Origin of the sequence: Halorussus halobius (assembly GCF_004765805.1) — an archaeon.
Lineage (GTDB): Archaea > Halobacteriota > Halobacteria > Halobacteriales > Haladaptataceae > Halorussus > Halorussus halobius.
The window spans coordinates 245,430-264,242 of the sequence record NZ_SBIU01000003.1 but is presented as its reverse complement, the minus strand read 5'-3'; the positions used below and the strand labels follow the sequence as shown (position 1 = coordinate 264,242).

The 18,813-nt window shown below is 66.5% G+C and carries 22 protein-coding genes and 1 tRNA gene; 15 read left to right on the top strand and 8 right to left on the bottom strand.

Annotated elements, in window-relative coordinates; translation table 11 throughout:
* Window positions 1–95 precede the first annotated feature (95 nt).
* The 7 genes from EPL03_RS08050 (at window position 96) to psmA (ending at window position 4,882) form a co-directional block, all read left to right on the top strand.
* Entirely contained in the window at window positions 96–590 is a 495-nt protein-coding gene (locus EPL03_RS08050; protein WP_135828834.1) for a DUF309 domain-containing protein, read from the top strand.
* Between the two features lie 138 nt (window positions 591–728).
* Window positions 729–1,394, top strand: coding sequence for a DUF7344 domain-containing protein (locus EPL03_RS20315; protein ID WP_210424937.1), 666 nt, complete (start codon window positions 729–731; stop codon window positions 1,392–1,394).
* Window positions 1,395–1,436: 42 nt separating this feature from the next.
* A complete protein-coding gene (locus EPL03_RS08040; RefSeq protein ID WP_135828833.1) occupies window positions 1,437–2,237 on the top strand; it encodes a M14 family metallopeptidase in 801 nt (266 codons plus the stop codon).
* 57 nt (window positions 2,238–2,294) lie between these two features.
* Window positions 2,295–3,266 carry a phosphoribosylformylglycinamidine cyclo-ligase gene (gene purM, locus EPL03_RS08035; RefSeq protein WP_135828832.1) on the top strand — a complete coding sequence of 324 codons (972 nt, stop codon included), beginning with the start codon at window positions 2,295–2,297 and terminating at the stop codon, window positions 3,264–3,266.
* Between the two features lie 59 nt (window positions 3,267–3,325).
* Window positions 3,326–3,577: a hypothetical protein gene (locus EPL03_RS08030; protein ID WP_135828831.1), complete on the top strand. Its 252-nt coding sequence runs from the start codon at window positions 3,326–3,328 to the stop codon at window positions 3,575–3,577.
* Window positions 3,578–3,636: 59 nt separating this feature from the next.
* Window positions 3,637–4,116, top strand: coding sequence for an Rpp14/Pop5 family protein (locus tag EPL03_RS08025; protein WP_135828830.1), 480 nt, complete (start codon window positions 3,637–3,639; stop codon window positions 4,114–4,116).
* Between the two features lie 4 nt (window positions 4,117–4,120).
* The gene (psmA, locus tag EPL03_RS08020) at window positions 4,121–4,882 is read left to right on the top strand and encodes an archaeal proteasome endopeptidase complex subunit alpha (protein WP_135828829.1); all 762 of its coding nucleotides are present in this window, start codon (window positions 4,121–4,123) and stop codon (window positions 4,880–4,882) included.
* A gap of 190 nt (window positions 4,883–5,072) precedes the next feature.
* Here the strand turns inward: psmA and EPL03_RS08015 are convergent, their stop codons facing one another.
* From EPL03_RS08015 to EPL03_RS08000, 4 genes are all read right to left on the bottom strand, one after another.
* Window positions 5,073–5,681, bottom strand: coding sequence for a zinc metalloprotease (locus tag EPL03_RS08015; protein ID WP_135828828.1), 609 nt, complete (start codon window positions 5,679–5,681; stop codon window positions 5,073–5,075).
* Window positions 5,678–7,402: a TraB/GumN family protein gene (locus tag EPL03_RS08010; RefSeq protein ID WP_135828827.1), complete on the bottom strand. Its 1,725-nt coding sequence runs from the start codon at window positions 7,400–7,402 to the stop codon at window positions 5,678–5,680. The genes EPL03_RS08015 and EPL03_RS08010 overlap by 4 nt, the downstream gene beginning before the upstream one ends.
* 105 nt (window positions 7,403–7,507) lie before the next feature.
* Window positions 7,508–7,963 (bottom strand): acyl-CoA thioesterase, encoded by a 456-nt coding sequence (locus tag EPL03_RS08005; RefSeq protein WP_135828826.1) that lies wholly within the window; start codon window positions 7,961–7,963, stop codon window positions 7,508–7,510.
* A 130-nt stretch (window positions 7,964–8,093) separates the two neighbouring features.
* A tRNA-Lys gene (locus tag EPL03_RS08000) sits at window positions 8,094–8,167 on the bottom strand.
* Between the two features lie 398 nt (window positions 8,168–8,565).
* On the opposite strand from EPL03_RS08000, the gene EPL03_RS07995 reads away from it, so the two are divergent.
* From EPL03_RS07995 to EPL03_RS07980, 4 genes are all read left to right on the top strand, one after another.
* Window positions 8,566–9,492, top strand: coding sequence for a SagB/ThcOx family dehydrogenase (locus EPL03_RS07995; RefSeq protein WP_135828825.1), 927 nt, complete (start codon window positions 8,566–8,568; stop codon window positions 9,490–9,492).
* Window positions 9,489–10,583, top strand: a complete 1,095-nt coding sequence (locus EPL03_RS07990; RefSeq protein WP_135828824.1) for a TOMM precursor leader peptide-binding protein — start codon at window positions 9,489–9,491, stop codon at window positions 10,581–10,583. Before EPL03_RS07995 ends, EPL03_RS07990 begins: the two co-directional genes overlap by 4 nt.
* Window positions 10,570–11,865: a YcaO-like family protein gene (locus EPL03_RS07985; protein ID WP_168216211.1), complete on the top strand. Its 1,296-nt coding sequence runs from the start codon at window positions 10,570–10,572 to the stop codon at window positions 11,863–11,865. The genes EPL03_RS07990 and EPL03_RS07985 overlap by 14 nt, the downstream gene beginning before the upstream one ends.
* A 137-nt stretch (window positions 11,866–12,002) precedes the next feature.
* Window positions 12,003–13,454: a DHH family phosphoesterase gene (locus tag EPL03_RS07980; RefSeq protein ID WP_135828822.1), complete on the top strand. Its 1,452-nt coding sequence runs from the start codon at window positions 12,003–12,005 to the stop codon at window positions 13,452–13,454.
* Window positions 13,455–13,867: 413 nt separating this feature from the next.
* Here EPL03_RS07980 and EPL03_RS07975 read toward each other — a convergent pair whose 3' ends face one another.
* Window positions 13,868–14,164: a PRC-barrel domain-containing protein gene (locus EPL03_RS07975; protein WP_135828821.1), complete on the bottom strand. Its 297-nt coding sequence runs from the start codon at window positions 14,162–14,164 to the stop codon at window positions 13,868–13,870.
* A 199-nt stretch (window positions 14,165–14,363) separates the two neighbouring features.
* On the opposite strand from EPL03_RS07975, the gene EPL03_RS07970 reads away from it, so the two are divergent.
* Window positions 14,364–14,543 carry a DUF7836 family putative zinc-binding protein gene (locus EPL03_RS07970; protein ID WP_135828820.1) on the top strand — a complete coding sequence of 60 codons (180 nt, stop codon included), beginning with the start codon at window positions 14,364–14,366 and terminating at the stop codon, window positions 14,541–14,543.
* Here the strand turns inward: EPL03_RS07970 and EPL03_RS07965 are convergent, their stop codons facing one another.
* Entirely contained in the window at window positions 14,544–14,951 is a 408-nt protein-coding gene (locus tag EPL03_RS07965) for a translation initiation factor IF-2 subunit beta (protein ID WP_135828819.1), read from the bottom strand. It abuts the gene before it with no gap.
* Between the two features lie 241 nt (window positions 14,952–15,192).
* Between EPL03_RS07965 and EPL03_RS07960 the strand changes: the two genes are divergently transcribed.
* On the top strand, window positions 15,193–15,432 hold the full coding sequence (locus EPL03_RS07960; RefSeq protein WP_135828818.1) for a UPF0058 family protein: 240 nt from the start codon (window positions 15,193–15,195) through the stop codon (window positions 15,430–15,432).
* A 264-nt stretch (window positions 15,433–15,696) separates the two neighbouring features.
* Here EPL03_RS07960 and EPL03_RS07955 read toward each other — a convergent pair whose 3' ends face one another.
* Window positions 15,697–16,146 carry a DUF555 domain-containing protein gene (locus EPL03_RS07955; RefSeq protein ID WP_135828817.1) on the bottom strand — a complete coding sequence of 150 codons (450 nt, stop codon included), beginning with the start codon at window positions 16,144–16,146 and terminating at the stop codon, window positions 15,697–15,699.
* 127 nt (window positions 16,147–16,273) lie between these two features.
* Entirely contained in the window at window positions 16,274–16,852 is a 579-nt protein-coding gene (locus tag EPL03_RS07950) for an MBL fold metallo-hydrolase (RefSeq protein WP_135828816.1), read from the bottom strand.
* Between the two features lie 95 nt (window positions 16,853–16,947).
* On the opposite strand from EPL03_RS07950, the gene thyX reads away from it, so the two are divergent.
* Together thyX and EPL03_RS07940 are read left to right on the top strand one after the other, a co-directional pair.
* Complete coding sequence (gene thyX / locus EPL03_RS07945) at window positions 16,948–17,691, top strand: FAD-dependent thymidylate synthase (RefSeq protein WP_135828815.1); 744 nt, start codon at window positions 16,948–16,950, stop codon at window positions 17,689–17,691.
* A gap of 14 nt (window positions 17,692–17,705) precedes the next feature.
* Window positions 17,706–18,761 (top strand): hypothetical protein, encoded by a 1,056-nt coding sequence (locus EPL03_RS07940; RefSeq protein WP_135828814.1) that lies wholly within the window; start codon window positions 17,706–17,708, stop codon window positions 18,759–18,761.
* The last annotated feature ends 52 nt before the right edge of the window (window positions 18,762–18,813 follow it).

The window sequence follows — 18,813 nt, the reverse complement described above, 5'->3', positions numbered from 1 at the left end:
AAGCCACCGAGTGCGGTTCGAGTGGACGCCCCTCGGGGCCCCGGCCGGACGCCGCATCCGTCCGGTTTATCCGGCCGGGCGACGACTCCCGACCGATGGACGACCACACGCGGGACGACGCCGTCGCGCCGCCGACGACCGGCGACCCGACCGGCTGGCGACCCACGCGGGGCGCGTCGAACGGCTGGGAGCACGGGACGCTCCGGCGCGCGGTGGTCCACGGCGTGGCGCTGTACAACGCCGGCGAGTTCCACGACGCCCACGACTGCTTCGAGGACGAGTGGTACAACTACGGGAGCGGGACGACCGAGAGCGCCTTCTGCCACGGGATGGTGCAGGTCGCGGCTGGCGCGTACAAGCACTTCGACTTCGAGGACGACGGCGGGATGCGGAGCCTGTTCGAGACCGCGCGCCGGTACCTCCGGGACGTCCCCGACGACTACTACGGCGTGAGCGTCCGCGACGTGCGGGCGACGCTCGCGGACGCGCTGGAGGACCCGGATGCCCTCGCGGACTGGCGAATCGAGCTCGACGGCCGCCGTCCGGTCGCCGACGAGTTCGACTTCGAGTACGCGGAATCGCTGGAGTGAGCGCCCACGCTCGGAGCCGTAGTTTATCTCGTCGGACGCACACGTAATCAATCGGAATCGACAACTTATATAGATAGCCCGTCCATCTATCGAGCGAGTGGTCCCGCCGACCGCGCGAGCCACCGCACGGAGGACGACATGACGACGACCGATTCGACGTTCGACGCGGGTTCCGACGCGAGACTGCACGGCTCCGGGTGCGAATCCCGGTCCGACGCCGTGTTCGACGCGCTCGCCAGCGACCGGTGTCGGCAGCTGCTCGACTGCCTCGCCGACGCCGAGGACGGCCTCTCCGTCGACGCGCTCGTCTCCCGACTGCCCGGCGACGACGGCCGGGTGCGGGCGCGCCTCCACCACACCTACCTGCCGAAACTCGCCGACGTGGGGCTGGTGGCCTACGACGCCGACCGGGAACTGGTCCGGCCGGGGCCGGACGCCGCGTTCGAGCCGGTCCGCGCGGCGGTCGCGGCCGCCGACCCGCCGGTCGAGCTCGACGTCCTGTTCGGGGTGCTGTCGGACGCCCGCCGACGGCGCGCGCTCCGGACGCTGCTGGCTCACGGCGACCTGTCGCTGCCGGACCTGGCCGACGAGGTCGCGGTGGCCGAGCGCGGCCGGTCGCTGCCGGAGATCGACCCCGACGCGGTCCTCGACGTCTACCTGTCGCTGTACCACACCCACGTCCCGAAGCTGACGAGCGCGGGCCTCGCGTCCTACGACCAGGAGGGCGACCTCGTGGCCGCGACCGACGCGGGCCGCGCGCTCGAAGCGACGGTCCGGCGGCTCTGCGAGGCCGTCGGCGAGTAGAGTCGAAATCCTCAAGGCCTCGGATTTCCCGCTATGTTTCGAATGCGAGTCGAGCAACTCGGCGACGGCCGGCCCCGAGTGGCCGTGGTCGCGGCGATTCACGGCGACGAGCCCTGCGGCGTCCGCGCGATGGAGCGACTGCTCGAGGACCCGCCGGCGGTCGACCGTCCGGTGAAGTTCGTCGTGGCCAACGAGCGCGCGCTCGACCGGGGCGTCCGGTACGTCGACGAGGACCTCAACCGGGCGTTCCCGGGCGACCCCGACGCCGACACCCACGAGGGGCGGCTGGCGGCCGAACTCGTCGCCGAGATACGCGACTGCACCGTCCTGTCGCTGCACTCGACCCGGTCGTACGCGGAGCCGTTCGCGCTCGTCGACCGGGTCGGCGACCTCGCGCGGTCGGTCTGTCCGTTCCTGTCGGTGTCCGTGCTGGTCGAGACCGGCGAACAGAGCCACGGGCGGCTCATCGCGTCCCCCGACGTCCTCGAAGTCGAGTGCGGACTGCAGGGTTCGGACCGCGCGGCCGACAACGGGGTCGAGCTGATTCGAGGATTCCTCCGAGCGACCGACGTGGTGGGCGAGGACCCCGCGGTCACGCCCCGCTCGACCACCGACGAGGTGGTGGTCTACCGTCTCGGCCCGCCGGTTCCGAAGGCGGCCGCCGACGAGTACGAGGTGTTCGCCGCCAACTTCGAGGAGGTCGCGGCCGGCGAGGCGTTCGCAGCCGCCGACGACCGGCCCGTGGTCGCCGAGGAGTCGTTCTACCCGGTGTTGCTGTCGGCCGACGGCTACGAGGACGTGTTCGGCTACCGGGCCGAGCGCGTGGGCGTCCTCGACGGGTGAGCGTCTCGCCCGAACGCAAGCGGTGGAACTTTACTCGCGGGCCGCCCGGACTCGACCATGAGCGACGACGCGGAACTCACCTACGCCGACGCCGGGGTGGACGTCGAGGCCAGCGAGGCCGCGACTGCCGCGCTGGTCGGCGCTGTCGGGGAGATAGACGACTCCGAGTACGCCGGCTTGGTCGACATCGGCGACCGCTACCTCGCGCTCGCGACCGACGGCGTGGGGACCAAACTGCTGGTGGCCGAGGCGCTCGGCGACTACTCGACGGTGGGCATCGACTGCATCGCGATGAACGCCAACGACCTCGTCGCCGCCGGGGTCGAACCAGTCGCGTTCGTCGACTACCTTGCGGTCGACGAGCCCAGCGAGACCTTCTCCGAGCAGGTCGGCGAGGGACTCGCCGAGGGGGCCGAGCGAGCGGGCCTCGCGCTGGTGGGCGGCGAGACCGCCGTGATGCCCGAAGTCATCGAGGGGCTGGACCTCGCCGGCGCGTGCGCCGGGCTGGCTCCGAAAGACGCCGTCTTCCCCGGCGAGGCCGAGGTCGGCGACGCGTTGGTCGGGTTCCCGTCCAGCGGCATCCACTCGAACGGTCTCACGCTCGCGCGCGAAGCGGTCACGCGCGAGTACGAGTACGACGACCCGTTCCCCCCCAATCCCGACCGCACCATCGGCGAGGTCCTGCTCGAACCGACGCGCATCTACACCTACCTGCTCGATTCTCTGCGCGAGCGCGAGGTCCACGCGGCGGCCCACGTCACGGGCGGCGGGTGGACCAACCTCTCGCGGATGGGCGCGTTCCGCTACGAGATTACCGACCCGTTCGACGCCCAGCCGGTGTTCGAGTTCGTCCAGCGAGCGGGCGACGTCGACGACGCGGAGATGCACCGGACGTTCAACATGGGCACGGGGTTCGTGGTGGCCCTGCCCGAGGAGGAGGCCGAATCGCTGGCCGACGCGACCGACGGGCGACTCGTCGGCGAGGTTCGGGACGGCGACGCGGTGGCGATTCGCGGGCTGGAGCTGTAACGTCGGTTCCGGGCTCCCGAGGGCAAGGTTGTAGTGGTCGGACGGTCTACATGCCTCCCATGGGCGATACCGACGACCTCACCGAACGACAGGTTCGCGCGGCCGTCCGGGAGGGGACGGTCGACGCGGGACGCTCGCTGCTGTCGCTTGTGGTCTGGACGGTGTTGGCTGCGTTCGCGGTGCTGGTCGGTCTCCAACTGCTCCAGTTCGCACTCGCGGCGTCGGGGGTCGCGGCGGCGGGATTCGCGGGGGTCGGAACGGTGGTCGTCGGCTGTAGCCTCTATCTCCTCTCCGACCTCCACCGACGGTAGATGCGACCGAAACGCACCATTCAAGCCGATTCCGGGACAACGACCCGGGAGCTACCGAGATGAAACACCTGCCCAAGCACCTCCGGCCGCGCCGGCGCTACCTCGCGGTCGCCATCGAGGCGTGGCCCGACGCCGACCTGGACCGACGCGACTTCCAGCGCAGCCTCTGGTTCGCGGCCCAGAACCTGCTGGGCGACGCCGGGAGCGCGGACGCCGACCTGACCGTCCTCCAGTTCGAGTTCGCCGACGGGACGGGCGAGGCCATCGTGCGGGCCCGGCGCGGATGCACCGACGACGCGCGGGCCGCACTGGCCTGCGTGGACGAGATCGGCGACGCTCCGGTCGGCGTTCGCGTCAGCGGTATAAGCGGTACGGTCCGTGCCTGTGAAGAAAAGTATTTACGCGGAGGAAGCCAAAATCCGGGCGAGAGAAAAGTCGTGTTCGGGGACGCGCGGCGGTCGGCCGTCGAGCGGGACGGGCTCGTCGACGTCCGCACCGACGGCGCGTTCGCGGGGACGACGGAACTCGATTTCGAGTGATACTATGCAGGGACAATCCCAACAGCAAGCCTACGACCGGGGAATCACCATCTTCTCTCCGGACGGACGGCTCTATCAGGTCGAATACGCCCGCGAAGCCGTCAAGCGCGGCACGGCGAGCATCGGCGTCCGAACCGAAGGCGGCGTCGTCCTCGCGGTGGACAAGCGGCCCCGCTCGACCCTGATGGAGGAGTCGAGCGTCGAGAAGATACACAAGGCCGACGACCACATCGGCATCGCCTCGGCGGGCCACGTCGCCGACGCCCGACAGCTCATCGACTTCGCCCGCGAGCAGTCGCAGGTCAACCGCCTGCGCTACGGCGAGCCCGTCGGCGTCGAGACGCTGACCAAGGAGATAACCGACCACATCCAGCAGTACACGCAGGTCGGCGGCGCGCGACCGTTCGGCGTCGCGCTCCTCATCGGCGGCATCGAGGACGGCGAGCCCCGCCTCTACGAGACGGACCCGTCGGGGACGCCCTACGAGTGGAAGGCCATCGCCGTGGGTGCCGACCGGGGCGAACTCCAGGAGTACCTCGAGGACAACTACGAGGAGACCGCCGACCTCGACGGCGGCCTCGAACTCGCGCTCAGCGCGCTCGCCTCCGTCAACGACGGCGACCTCACGCCCGAGGGCGTCGGACTGGCGACCGTCGACGTCGAGTCCGAGCAGTTCCTCGAACTCACGAACGACGAGACCCAGGAGTACCTCGCCGAGTTCGACTTGCTCGACGACGGCACCGAGAGCGAGCCCGAAGAGGAGTAATCGAATCCCCTTCTCCCCGGTTTTCGACCGCCCGGAGCCGCGCCGCCGTTCGGTCGCTCGCGGCCAGCGAGACGACGATTGCGAGCGAGTCGCCGGTCCCGGCCGCGAGACGTCCGTCTTCGGTCCTACGGGGTCGAAGTCGTCGAGACCGCTGGCGAGCGAGGCCCGCGAGCCGACCACCGACGCACGCTCAGGGCAACGAGAACCCAAAGAGCGCCCACGCGGCCAGCCCGAAACAGGGGAGTCCGACCCCGAGGAACGCGGTGGTCGACCACTCCTCGACGGTGTTACCGTCGAGGGGACCGAACGGAATCATGTTGAACCCCGCGAGCAGGAAGTTGATGCGGACGCCCAGCGACGCCACGCTGGCGAGCGTTCCGCCCGAAAGCAGTTCCAGCGCGACGAACAGCAGGCCGAGCGCGACGTTGGTCAGCGGCCCGGCCACCGCGATGAGGCCGTTCTCCCGGAGCGTGGCCCGGCCGCGATGGTACACCGCGCCGGGCGCGGCGAACAGGAAGCCCGCCAGCGCGCCCGCGACCGCGAGGAACAACATGCCGTAGTCGGCCCGGAACTCCGCGAGCTGGCCGAACCGGACGGCGGCGACCTTGTGGGCGAGTTCGTGGAGCAGGAATCCCAGCCCCGCCGTGAGGAGACTCGTGGGCAGGAGCCCGAGCAGGGCGTCGGGCCGAGCGAGGAGCGCTCGGCCGCCGCCGCCGAAAAAGAGCGCGAACGCGACCCCGAGCGCGAGCCACGCCACGGCCAAATCGAGGAGTTCGCGCTGGCTGAACCGGACGTTCATGTGAGCGCGTTCGCGATGAGATCCGCGCTGTTTCGCGCGCCCTCTATCATCAGGTCACCGATGGCGTTCACGCCGCCGATCTGCGAGCCCAGAAGGGGCAAGACGACGAACGGGAACGCGAAGCTGGCGACCATGCTCCCGACGTTGGTCATCGCGACGATGGCGATGAGCCGGAACAGGGGCACGTCGAGCATCCGGGCGAGGAGGTCCGGAATCGGGCTCTCCTCGTCGCTCAGAATCTGGTTGAGCTCGGCGATGTCGCCCACGTTGACCGAACTGTACTTGAGTTCGACGTAGCCCGCGAACCACCCCGGCGCGAGCAGCGGGTTGACGCTGGTGAGCCACGCCACCGCGCCGCCGACGCCCGCCGACGTCCAGTGTGCGCCGGCCAGCTTGGCCAGCCCGAACGCGAAGACCCCGTTGAACAGGAACCACGCCGCGAACACCTCCAGCAGGAACGCGTTCTGGACGCCCGCCATGAACAGCAGGAAGAAGAACGCGAGGAAGGCGACCGCGATCAGATAGCCGAATATCTTGAACAGCGAGAACCGGCTCCCCGACTCGGTCCCGACCAGACTCTCCATCGGCGGGAGCGTCTCGGGAGCCTCCAGATAGCTCTCGATGCCGGCCCGGTGGCCCGCGCCGACCACCGCGACGACGTCGTGGCCCGCCTTCCGGAGCGCGACCAGCCGGTGGGCGATGAAGGCGTCGCGCTCGTCGATGAGGGCCTCGGCCCCGCCCGGCGAGAACTGGCGGAACTCCTCCATCATCGCGCTCACCACGTCTCCGTCGGTCAGTTCGGCGATGTCGAACTCCTCGTCGAGTTCGTCCTCGTCGGCGGTCACCGCGTCGATGCCGAGGCCGACGAGGAATCCCAGCGCCGCGCCGACGCCGATACCGCCCGCCACGGCCACCAGCGACCGCAACACGAGGTCGCCCAGCGCCGCCAGCGTCGCGGCGTCGACGACCGGCGCGAGCCCGCCCCGAAGGCCGACCGCGACGCCCGCGAGCGCGCCGACCGCGAGCCCGCCGCCGGCCGCGAGGTCGATTCGCGGCGTGACGACGCCGGCGAGGAACAGCGCTCCGACCGCGCCGCCGACCAGCGCGCCGCCGACCAGTCCGCCGACCGTCTGCAGGGCGACCGCCCCGGCCCCGAACGTCAGCACGCCCCCGAGGCCGATCGTCGGCGCGACGAACACGCCGAACAACAGCGCGAGCATCGTCCCGACGACGGCCCCGCCGGCGACCCCGATGGTGACCGGGTCGGTCACCCCCAGCGCCAGACTCCCGACCATCCGGAGCTTCTCGGGCAGCGTCATCCGGGCCCAGAACCGCTGGATGGTGGTCTGGATGTCCCGGTCGACCAGCGCTACCTCGCTGCCGACGCCCTCGGCGGCCTCGATGGCCGCCTGCATGTCCGCGCCGGGTTCGATGTCGAACTGCTCGCCCATCCGGGCCTGGACGTACGACAGCATCCAGTAGGCCAGAAACTGGAAGACGGTGTTGCCTTCGAGCAGGTCGGCGGGTTCGAGGTCGTCGGCCACCTCGCCCTGCATCTGGCGGTAGCGGCCCTCGTCGAGTTCGACCGCGACCACGTCGGGGCGCTCGGCGTCGACGACCTCCCGGACTTCATCGACGCTGTCGGCGGAGACGTGGGCGGTCCCGACGAGGCGAACGCTCCCCTCGCCGTCGCCCGCGCCCAACTCGGCTGAATCGCTCATCGTTCGCGTTACACGCTATCCCTTTTTACCGTTGTCGATGACGAAAGAAATGCCAGTGGAGTGAGGAGTTCGAGCGACGACCGCGAGCCTCCCCGAACCGGACGCTCACTCGCGATTCGGGACCGACTGTTCGCCGTCGAGCGCTTCGGCTCGGAGTCGCTCGCCGCGCTCGCTGTCGACGGTGAGGTCGGGCACCTCGACCGGGTCGCGGTCGTCGTCGATGGCGACGTAGACGAAGAACGATTCGGTGGTCAGTTCCCGGTCGCCGGTCCTGGGGTTCTCCCGGAACGCCTTGAGCCGGACCCGGACGCTGGTTCGGCCCGCCTCGTAGACGTACGCCCGGACGACCGCGGTGTTTCCAACCGGAATCGGCTGGACGAAGTCGACCTGGTCCATCCGGGCGGTGACGCAGGTCTCGCCCGCGAACCGCATCGCCGACAGCGCGCCGTCGACGTCCATCCACTTCATCACGTTCCCGCCGTGGGCGGTGTCGAGGTTGTTGGTGTGGTTGGGCTGGATGAGGTGGCGATTCTCGATGTACGTGTCCATCAGGTCGGTCATGGCACGGGATTGGCCGAGCGACCCAATGAAGGTACGGGACTCGTCGCCTTCACGTCCCACTGGCGTCGAGTCTTCCTCGCCGTCGAGACGAGGGCGGGAGTTGCTCGCCGAGTTACTCGCGGCAAAATCACGGGCCGGAAGGGATTTGAACCCCTGACCGTCTGATTAAGAGTCAGACGCTCTCCCTAACTGAGCTACCGGCCCAACGCACTCGGAAGTAGTTGGGTCCGACCTAAATACGTTTCTCTTTCTATCGTCGTCTGTTCGTCCTCGGAACCGACGGAAAAACGGCCGTCGTCGTTACCCGTTGCCGACGCAGAAGCCGATACAGCAGGCGACCTTGTCTAGTTTCTTCTCACCTTTCTTCTGCTCACCGGAACGGCTGACATTCACATTCATGGTGTGAACCACTCCTTCATACCTATACGAGAGTTATAAAATTTACTTTAGTTTACTAATAGAATATTCTGGGATTATATCTCGACAGTTTCGAATGTATGGATGTGTGTTTGCAAGTTAGAATAAATCTCTTACCTATACATGCGATTATCAAAACTACCAAAGAAAAATTGATGTAGGGTTGATTTATTGTACGACGTGAGATGGATTTGAGCGCCGAAGCGTTCGGGAACGTCAGGGACCTCCACGTACAGGGGGCCGAACTGCGCGGGGAGGACCTGTGGCCCGAGGGGAGCTACTTCGAGCAGTTAGGCCGCCGCGAGTTCGAACCGGGAGACGTGGCGGAGATATTTCACGAGAACACCAAGGGCGGGCCGGTCCACGACCGCCGCCAGTCGGGGTCGACCGCGAAGCTGGCCGAGGAGGGTCTGAGCTACGTCCTCGCGAACATCGAGCAGGACTATCGCGGGTCGGAGCTGGTGGAACTCCCCGAGGACCCCGGCGTCGAGTCGGCGGACGCGTTCGACGTGCTCGACCAGCGCAGAAGCGTGCGTCGCTACGCGGACGCCCCGGTCTCGCTCTCGACCCTGTCGGCTCTCCTGCGGTACGGCTGTGGCGTTTCGGGCACCGTGACGGACGCGGCGGGCAACGAGAAGGCGCTTCGGACCTATCCGTCCGGCGGCGGACTCTACCCCGTCGAACTGTACCCGGTCGTGCTGGACGTCGACGGCGTCGAGTCGGGACTGTACTACTACAGCGTCGCCGAACACGGCCTTCGACGCCTGCGCACGGGCGACGACGGGTTTTCCGAGGCGTTCGAGGACGCGCTGGTCACCAGCGACCAGCTGAATCTCGCCGACGCGCCGGTCGTGTTCGTGATGACCGGCGCGTTCTGGCGCAGCAAGTCGAAGTACGGTCCCCGGGGCTACCGGTACGTGCTTCAGGAGTCGGGCCACCTCGCCCAGAACCTCCTGCTCGCGGCCGAGGCGCTGGGACTCGGCGGCGTCCCGGCGGCGGCGTTCGACGACCGCAAGATGAACGCGCTGCTCGACGTCGACGGGGTCGACGAGGCGGTGGTCTACGCCGTCGGCGTCGGTCACCCCGCGGACGAGGCGGTGAGCGCGCCATGAGCGATTCGCTCCGCGAGGCGCTCGTGGCGTTCCCCAAAATCGACCCGTCGCTCGTCCCGGTCCGACTCTCGCCCGACGACGTCCACTTCAGGGCGGGACCGTGGAGCGGGACGGTCTTCGACCTCACCGACGACGACGAGGACGGGATGCTCGCGGACCTCGTCGCCATGCTCGACGGCACGAACGCGGTCGAGGAGATACTCGACGCCTTCGACGAGGCGGACCGACGGGACGTGCTGGAGGTCATCTACGTGCTTCAGGACGAGGGACTCCTCTACGCGGGGGAGCGTGCTCTCGAGCGCGAGGACGTCACCGGCTACCTCCGTGCCACCGACCAGTTCTCCGCGGACGCGATGGAGCGAGTCGCGTCGTCGACGGTGACGCTGGTGGGGTCGGGTCGTCCGGCGACCATCCTCGCGGCCGACGCGGTCGAGATGGGCATCGAGGACGTCCGATTCCTCGGCCTCGGCGATACCTCGAGCGCCCGGGCGAGTCACGACGAGGTGGTCTCGCTCGAACGCGGAGAACTCCCGGACGCAATCGAGGCGGCCGACCTCGTCGTCCACGCCGCCGACCGCCAGCGACCCGACGCGCTCGCGCGGCTCAATCGACTCGTCCACGATATCGAAACGCCGCTTTTGCTCGGACAGATAGCGGGGCTCGACGGCGTGGTCGGCCCGACGATACTGCCGGGGGAGACGCCCTGCTACGAGTGTTTCAGACGACGACGCTACGCCAACGTCGAGGCACCCGAGGGCTACCGCGCGTACGAGGCGGTCGCGGGCGACGCCGGGCGCGCGCCCGGCCCCAACCTCCCCGGATTCGCCCACGTCGTCGCGGGCTGTCTCGAACTCGAACTGGTCAACCAGCTGTCCAGCGGCTTCGGGTTCACGGTCGGGCGCGTGGTTCACTACGACTTCGCGGACCTGTCGGTCGGGGCCGACGACGTCCTCCGGATGCCGCGCTGCTCGGTCTGCGGCCCGTCCTCGGACGGCGTCGACCAGGGCCGACACCTCGGTCTCGACGCGATGGTGCAGGACCGAAACCGGGAGCACGCGGCGGGAAATCCCAATCGAGGTGACGACGATTAATCTCCGCGCGCGAAGGCGCTCGCGAACCGCCGACGTCGAGCGACTGCTTGGCGACCGCACGGGACTGGTCTCCGACGTGACCTTCGACCCGTCGGGTCGCGACGGCGATCCGACGCTGAACGTCGACGTCGACGCGGCGGCCATCGGTCGGTCGCTCCCGCAGGACCGCGAGGAGGACCCCGACCCGGCGGCGGGCGGGAAGGGACACACCAGCACGGAGGCGCTTGTGACGGCGGTCGGCGAGTTCACCGAGCGGTACTGCGCGTTCTGGCCGACCACCGTCCACGCCCACCGGACCACCGAGGCGACCTACGAGGAACTGGCGGCGGGCGAGACCGACGTCGTCGACTTCGAGTACCTCACCCCGTTCGACGCCGCCGACCTCCGCGAGCGCGGGCTCGGGCCGTTCGACAGGAGGACCGAGATACGGTGGGTCGCGGGGACGAACCTGCTCGACGGCGAGGAGGTCTTCGTCCCCTCGCCGCTGGTCGGCCTCGGCGATACGACCGACGGCGACCCGTACTTCTTCTCGACGTCGAACGGGCTGGCCTGCGGCCCCGACCTGCCGTCGGCACTGGTCGGCGCGGCCTACGAGACGGTCGAACGCGACGCAGTGATGCGGTCGTGGTACCGACAGGAGCCGCCGACGCGACTCGCGCTCGACGAGTGGCCCGAACTGCGCGAGCAACGACGGGCGTTCGAGAACGACTTCGCGACGTACCGGCTCTGCCGGTTCGAGACCGACCACGACCTCCACACGCTCGGCGTGACGTACGTCGACGAGCGCGACCGCACGCCCAAGTTCGTGCTGGCCGCGTCGGCCGACCTCGACTTCGCGAGCGCGGCCCGGGACGCGCTGGTCGAGGCCGCGCAGGGCGTCCGGTCGATACAGACCACAGTGGCCTACGAGGGGGTCCCCGAGGTCGAGTCGCCCGGCGTGATGAACCTCGAGGAGAACTTCAAATACTACGCCTCCCCCGAGCACTTCGAGGAAGTTTCGGTCTACTTCGAGGGCGACCGAGAGGTGGTGCCTCGGCGCGACGACCGGGAGTTCGAGGACTCGCGGGCGGAACTGGACGCCTGTCTCGATGCATTCGACGCGGCCGGCGCGACCCCGGTGGCGTTCGACCTCACGACGCCCGGCGTCCGGGACGCGGGACTGCGGGTCGCCCGCTGGTACGTCCCCGAACTCGTGGCGCTCTGTCCGCCCGCGTTACCGCCGAAGAACCATCCCGCGCTCGCGGACGACGACCTGACTCACCGGGGGCATCCGTTCCCGTAAGTCGAACGGTCCCGTCGGCGAATCGGTCGGCGGTGAGTCCGTTCGCGCGGACGCGATGGCCGAGTAATCGCTCGCAAGCGGCGTCACGGCCACGCTCCGGGAACGTTAAGTGTGGTCCGGAGTTACGCCACAGTATCATGAGCGCCGGGATTACCATCTCCTCGATGTCCGACTACGCTATTCTGGGCTGCGGGAGCGTCGGACACGCGGTCGCCGAGGAACTGGTAGCACAGGACAAGGACGTCCTCATCATCGACCGGGACGCCGACCGCGTGGAGGCGCTGCGCGACCAGGACCTCAACGCCCAGACCGCCGACATCCGCGAGGACGACATCTACGACACCGTCGCCGACAACGAGGTCGTGCTCATCCTCTCGTCGGACGTCGAGGCCAACAAGCAGGCGGTCGAGAACATCCGCGACAACGACGGCGAGCAGTTCATCGTCGTGCGCGCCAGCGACCCCGTCTCCGAGGACGAGTTGACCGAACTCGGCGCGGACGTAGTGATAAACCCCTCGACCGTCATCGCGGACTCGGCGCTCCGGGCGCTCGAAACCGGCGAGCTCGAGTACAAGGCCCAGCAGCTCGCCGAAGTCATCGAGGCCACCGACCAGAAGCTCGCGGTCGTCACCCACGACAACCCCGACCCCGACTCCATCGCCAGCGCGGTCGCCTTACAGGCCATCGCCGAGAACCTCGGCGTCGAGGCCGACATCCTCTACATCGGCGACATCGGCCACCAGGAGAACCGGGCGTTCGTCAACCTGCTCGGCATCGAACTCCTGCCGTACGACGACGCCGACGTCGAGGCCTACGACACCATCGCGCTGGTCGACCACGCCAAGGCGACCGAGGCCAACTTCGACCGGCCGGTGAACGTGCTCGTCGACCACTTCGAGCCCGACGAGGAGTACGAAGCGGACTTCGTGGACGTCCGGCCGAGCGTGAGTTCGACCTCGACCATCCTCACGAAGTACGTCCAGGAGTTCGACCTCAACGTCTCGGAGGAGGTCGCTACCGCGCTGCTGTACGGTATCCGCGCCGAGACGCTGGATTTCAAGCGCGACACCACGCCGGCGGACCTGACCGCGGCGGCGTACCTCTACCCGTTCGCCAACCACGACACGCTCGAACAGGTCGAGTCGCCCTCGATGAGCCCCGAGACGCTCGACGTGCTGGCCGAAGCCATCACCAACCGCGAGGTCCAGGGGAGCCACCTCGTGAGCAACGCGGGGTTCATCAGGGACCGCGACGCGCTGACCCAGGCCGCCTCCCACCTGCTGAACCTGGAGGGCATCACGACGACGGCCGTGTTCGGCATCGCCGAGGAGACCATCTATCTGGCGGCCCGCTCGAAGGACATCCGGATGAACATCGGCAAGGTGCTCCAGGACGCTTTCGCCGACATCGGCGAAGCGGCGGGCCACTCGACCCAGGCCAGCGTCGAGATTCCGCTGGGCATCTTCACCGGCATCGAGACCACCGACGACAACCGCGACACCCTGCTGTCGCTGACCGAGGAGGCCGTCAAGCGGAAGCTGTTCGACGCGATGGGCGTCGAGAGCGGCGAGAGCTCCAACGGGAGCTGAACCCCGAACCGCCGTGCTGACGTCTTCAATTGTCGACTTCGGACCGTTCTATCCCCCCGACTACCGACTCGGACTGGAGTTCGCGGCACGCGACCGTTCCGCTCGGCGCGCGCCGTGCGGCCCTCGTGGCCGCACGCAACGCGCGAGGGAGGGGCGCGCTCGTGCGCCCCGAGGCTGGGGAGGCGTGAGGCTCCCGCTGTGCGGTCGCGGTGGCGGTGCTGTGCGGTTGCAGTGCGTTGCGGTTGCGGTACCTCATTGGCTTCGGCAGTAGCTAGCTCGGACCGAGCCGGACGGCGAAACGAAATCGCGGGAAAGCTAGCGTCGCTTGAGCCGACGGGTGACCGCAACTACTCGACGACACCACTGCAACTACTCGACGACACCACTGCAACTACTCGACGACACCGACCGCACTACACCGCGGCCTTTTCGTCGCCGTCGGCTCCGGGTTGCTGGAGGCGCTCGATGGTATCGTTGATGAGCACGACGTCGCCGACCGCCCGCACCCAGCGGTACGGGACGAGTACGCCGTCGTCGTGGTCGACGACCTCCGAGAACAGTTCGCGGTTGAGTTCGCCGAGCGCGAGCCCCGTGACCGCGACGGCGTCCACGTTCAGGCGGACGTCTTCGATTTCGCCGACGAAGACGCCGCTGTTGGAGTACACCTCCCGTCCGACGAGCGTCGTGATCTCCTGCGGTGTTCCGTCCATGGGCCAACGATGGTATGGGTGGGCCTTAACTGTTGGTAGATTTCCGGGAAACGATACGTCCGTCCGGTTTTCCCCGGGCGTCGCCCGGCTTCCGGTCGGGCCCGGTCAGGCCAGACCGCCACGGTTTCCCATGTCCGTGCCCCGAGTCGGCCCGTCTCGCGGCAACTTTTTTCTACCAGCCACGCCCATTGACGAACGCATGAACGAAACGTACGTGCGGCTGGTCTGTCCCGAGTGCGACAAAGACTGGGAGTCGTCGCCGGACGACCTGCCGACCCACGACGAGGAGTTCACCTGTCCGCAGTGCGGTGTGGTCCGCCGGACGGCCGAGTTCACGCGGACCGAGCGGGACCTCGAGACGCTCAAGCAGTTCGCGTAGCTATCCCGAGGTGGCCGAGCGAGCGCCGCAGGCCTCGCACCGCAACAACACCGCGCCCTGTTCGCGTTCGAGTTGCGTGTCCGGGAGACCACACTCCGGACAGAGGACGAACTCGTCGGCGTAGTCCGCCAGGGCGTCCTCGATTCGGTCGCGACCGAACTCGCCGGTCAGGCGGGCGCGCCCGCTCTCGTCGATGTGGGCGCTGGTCCCCAGCTCGTTCTGGAGGAACTTCAGGACGTGGTCCCCGTCGCGGCCCAACTCGGCGAGCGCGTCCTGGAAGTTCTCGTAGACGGTGACGTTGCCCTCCTGTCGGACCTCGGCGTCCGGAACCTCGAACCGGTCGTCGCTCCCCTCGATGTCCGGGGTCTCGTCGAGCGCTCTGTCGAGGTGGTCGTCGTAGCTCTCCATAGCTGTCCAAAGGACCTGCGACCGATAAAAATCCTTTCAGACCGCGGCCGCGAACCCCCGCCGTACCGTGGTAAGCACGGCTTACGAGTCGGGTAGGCTGAACCCAACGCGACCGTTTCACAGTTCTCGGCAGGGGTTCGTTCCCCCGCATTACGTTCCCATGGGGAGGAGTAATTCACACTCCGTGTTAACGGGACTCAAGATAATACTATAACCCTGCAACTGTTAGCGTCGCTTGGTTATGAAGAAGCAGGAACTCATCCACCTTCACGGCCTGCTCGCGGAGGTCGGAAACTACTACGAGGAAGAGCACAACACCCAAATCGATCTCGACGACTACGATTCTCTCGGCGTACGACCAACGTCGATTCATAAATCCAAGACGGACCACAAGACCGCAGTCTTTGCCATGGCGAAATCGATCACATCCGAGATGGCCGAGGTCGAGGCGGACGAGAAAGTCGCCGCCAAGGCCGACTGAAAGGCGACGCGACGCTTCCTGTCGACATACCGAACCCGGTAGCGACCGCTCTCGTACTCCCTGCTTTCGCTTCCTCCCGTACGTGTTTTCGCCGCGTCGCCCTGCTCGCTGGAAACGACACGCTCGACAAAGCGACGCCCGTGGAAACCCCCGACCAACGCCGTGGACTACGAATCGCGTGGGAGCCCGTCCGACCGGCGACCGATTCGTCCGGCGGGTCCGAGCCCGCGTCGGGCCCGGCCTCGCACGTCCGCGGTCGCCGGGTCACTCGATGAGGTCCTCGAACTCGGGAAGGACCTCGTCGTCGTCGGTCTCGGCCTCGGTCTCCGTTCGGTCGGTCTCGCCCGGCTCGGAGTCCGACTCCTCGTCGTCTTCCTCCTCGACGACCTCGACTTCGAGGACGGTGAGCGGGATGTTTTCGAGCCGCTGGCCGATCTCCTTGCGCGCGATGCGGGAGGCGTGCTCCTCGCGCTCGACGTTGAACACCGTCATCTCCAGCTCCAGCGCGACCAGGCTCTCGTCGGCCGCGATGAACGCCGGGTCGAGCGCCTCCCCGCAGTGGGGGCACGACCGCTCGCCCATGTTGATCTCGACGTAGTTGAGGTCCGGGTTGAGCAACTCGCCGGTCTTGGAGATGGCGATCCGAACCGCCTCGTCGGGCGTCTCCACGTCGTAGACCGGGACTGCGGCTTCCACGACAACTCTGCAATTCATAGTCGCGTAGACGTTGTAGGGCCAACAGTATCAAGCTTGGCCCCGGACCGAAATCGGGTCTACGGGGCGTGCAACGCCGCGCTGTCGGGAACGCGGTCGCCTCGGTCTGACGAGTTCGTCCCGCGACTCACCCCATCCGGGCCGCGCGGGCCGCCAGTTCGACGTCGTGGTACGGGTCGGTCGTCACGGTCGGGCCGTGGCCGACGTACATCTCCTCGAGGCGCTCGTCGATGCGGTCCTCCAGTCGGTCGATGCTCGCTATCAACTGCCGGCGGTCGCCCTCTTCGAGGTCGGTCCGGCCGAACCCGCCGTTCTGGAAGACGAGGTCGCCCGCGAACAGGACGCTCGCGCCCGCCGAGTAGAAACAGAGGTGGTCGTTCTTGTGTCCCGGCGTGTGGAGTGCGACGTAGCCGTGGTCGCCGATTCGGACCGTCCCCTCGTCCGCGATGGGTTCGTCCACGCCGGGCTGGTCGGCGTCGAACCCCCACGCGCTCACGTCGCACGCGTCTTTGACCGCGTCGAGATTGCCGACGTGATCGGGATGGGTGTGAGTGAGGACGACCGCGTCGAGGTCGTCCGTCCGCTCGCGAATCTCCGCCACGGCGTCGAAGTTCGCGCCGGCGTCGACGAGGACGGTCCGGTCGCCCTCCACGAGGAAGGCGTTGCTCGTGAACGCCTGCACGCCGCGCGCGATGTTCGTTATCATGGTCGGGGATAGGCGCGCGGGTGATTTGTGGGTGTCGTTACTCGGAGGAGCCGTCTGGTGAGACTTTTTATAGTGTGACGCTAGTCGTCTCACCTATGGAAGTCACGCTGCTGGATGCGACCGAGAATCCGGAAGAAGCCATCTGTACTGCCGCGCGCAACGATTATATGAACGACTGGGTCGGAGAGAAGAGTTTCGAGGAGATTATGGAAACAATCGACGGTGATACGACCGAAGAAAAACGGTATACCCTCATCAGTCACCTTCTCAGTCACGGACACTTCGGGCCATTCGAACATCCGAAGGCTATCTTCGCAGTAAAAGGGATTAGTCGCTCCTGTATGGCTCAAATAACGCGACACAGACACGTAAGTTTCGATGTCCAGAGCATGAGATACGTCTCCTTCGACGACATCGACCCCGACGACGTCGGTCGCGGTGAGATGATAGTGATTCCGCCTTCGATAACCGACCCGGACTGGATCGGTCGAAATCAACAGGTCGGTGCAGTAGACGAAGAAACCGTCGAAAAGCGCGAGGAGGTGTTCGAATCGTCGGTCAGAGAATCGGTCGAAGCATATCAGGAACTGCTCGACCTCGGTGTTCCACCGGAAGACGCTCGGTTCGTCCTCCCCATCGGAACGAAGGTGAATATGGTCATGTCGATGAATCCGAGGATGCTCATGCACGTCGCGGACATGCGGGCGGCTGCGGACGCTCAGTGGGAGATACGGGAGATGACCGAAACCGTCCTCGATATCGCCGAGGAGTGGTGTCCCCTCACCTTCAAATACTATAACGAGCACATGAAAAATAGGAAGAATCGGCTCGCACCGTAGTCGAGTGAAACAGTATGGACCTGGATGACCAAGAAAAACTGCGACGAGTTTTGAAGCGCATCTATGCGTCGTTCGTCAAGGACGAGTATCTCGATGCAGAGGAACTGCAACTACTTCGACGTGCTAACCCTGGTCTCGACGACGTCGAGAATACGCTGTTTGCAGTCGAAAACGATTTGGACCAACTCAGAGAACGATTGACCATCCACTCGGAGTGGGAGCCCGAAATCCCGTCCGATGACCGAGTGATACGTCGCTATCTGAGCATAGGACGTTTTCAATCTCTACTCGACGAATCGGGAATCTGGTTTTCGCGCGTCGATGGGTTTTCGGACTCTTTCGAGGCGACGCTCCCGAGGCCGAATGCAAATCTTCGAGACGCCGTCAAGCGCTGGTCCGGGCGAAACCCCGCCGAGATAGACCACAACGAACGCGTTCGTAATCGAAGTGACGACAAGACGTACATCAACTGTTGGCGCGTTGGTCGGGACGAGTCGGCCGTGTTCTGGGACGCGTATCTCGGGACGGAACCCGGCGTCGCAGTCGAAACGACCGTTGGGGACTTTCGGAACGCTATCGAGATGTCGGTTTCGGACGGCTACCTCGAAACGTATCGAAACTATGTGCGAGCTACGGGAAGAAAGCGCTCCAAAGCGCTCGACGAGGTGTACGACGAACTATCGAAACTCCAGATTGGTAGCGTAGAGTACGTCGATTACGACGAGGACGCGATTCCCGGTAGTCAACTCTCCTATTCGAGGTACTTTCACAAGCGAAACGCGTTCGAGGACGAGCGGGAGTTTCGGGCCGTTTTCGAAGACGACTCAGTCATGACACCAGATCAGAGCGGACTCGATGGGGCTCAATTACATGGATTGCTCACCGGTAAAGAGATGGACGTTGCCGATTCGGGCCAATACGTTTCAATAGATACGGATGCGCTCGTAAATGCTGTCGTCTGCAAGCCGGGGACTTCGAACGTATTCTCCCGAGTCGTCGAACAACTACTAACAGAACACGGTATCGAGGCGGAGGTGACTGAATCCCGATTAGATAAATCGCCGAATTGAGGGGGAACGGATTGAACCCATTCCTTTTCGGTCCGCCGTCCGTACGCCGTCG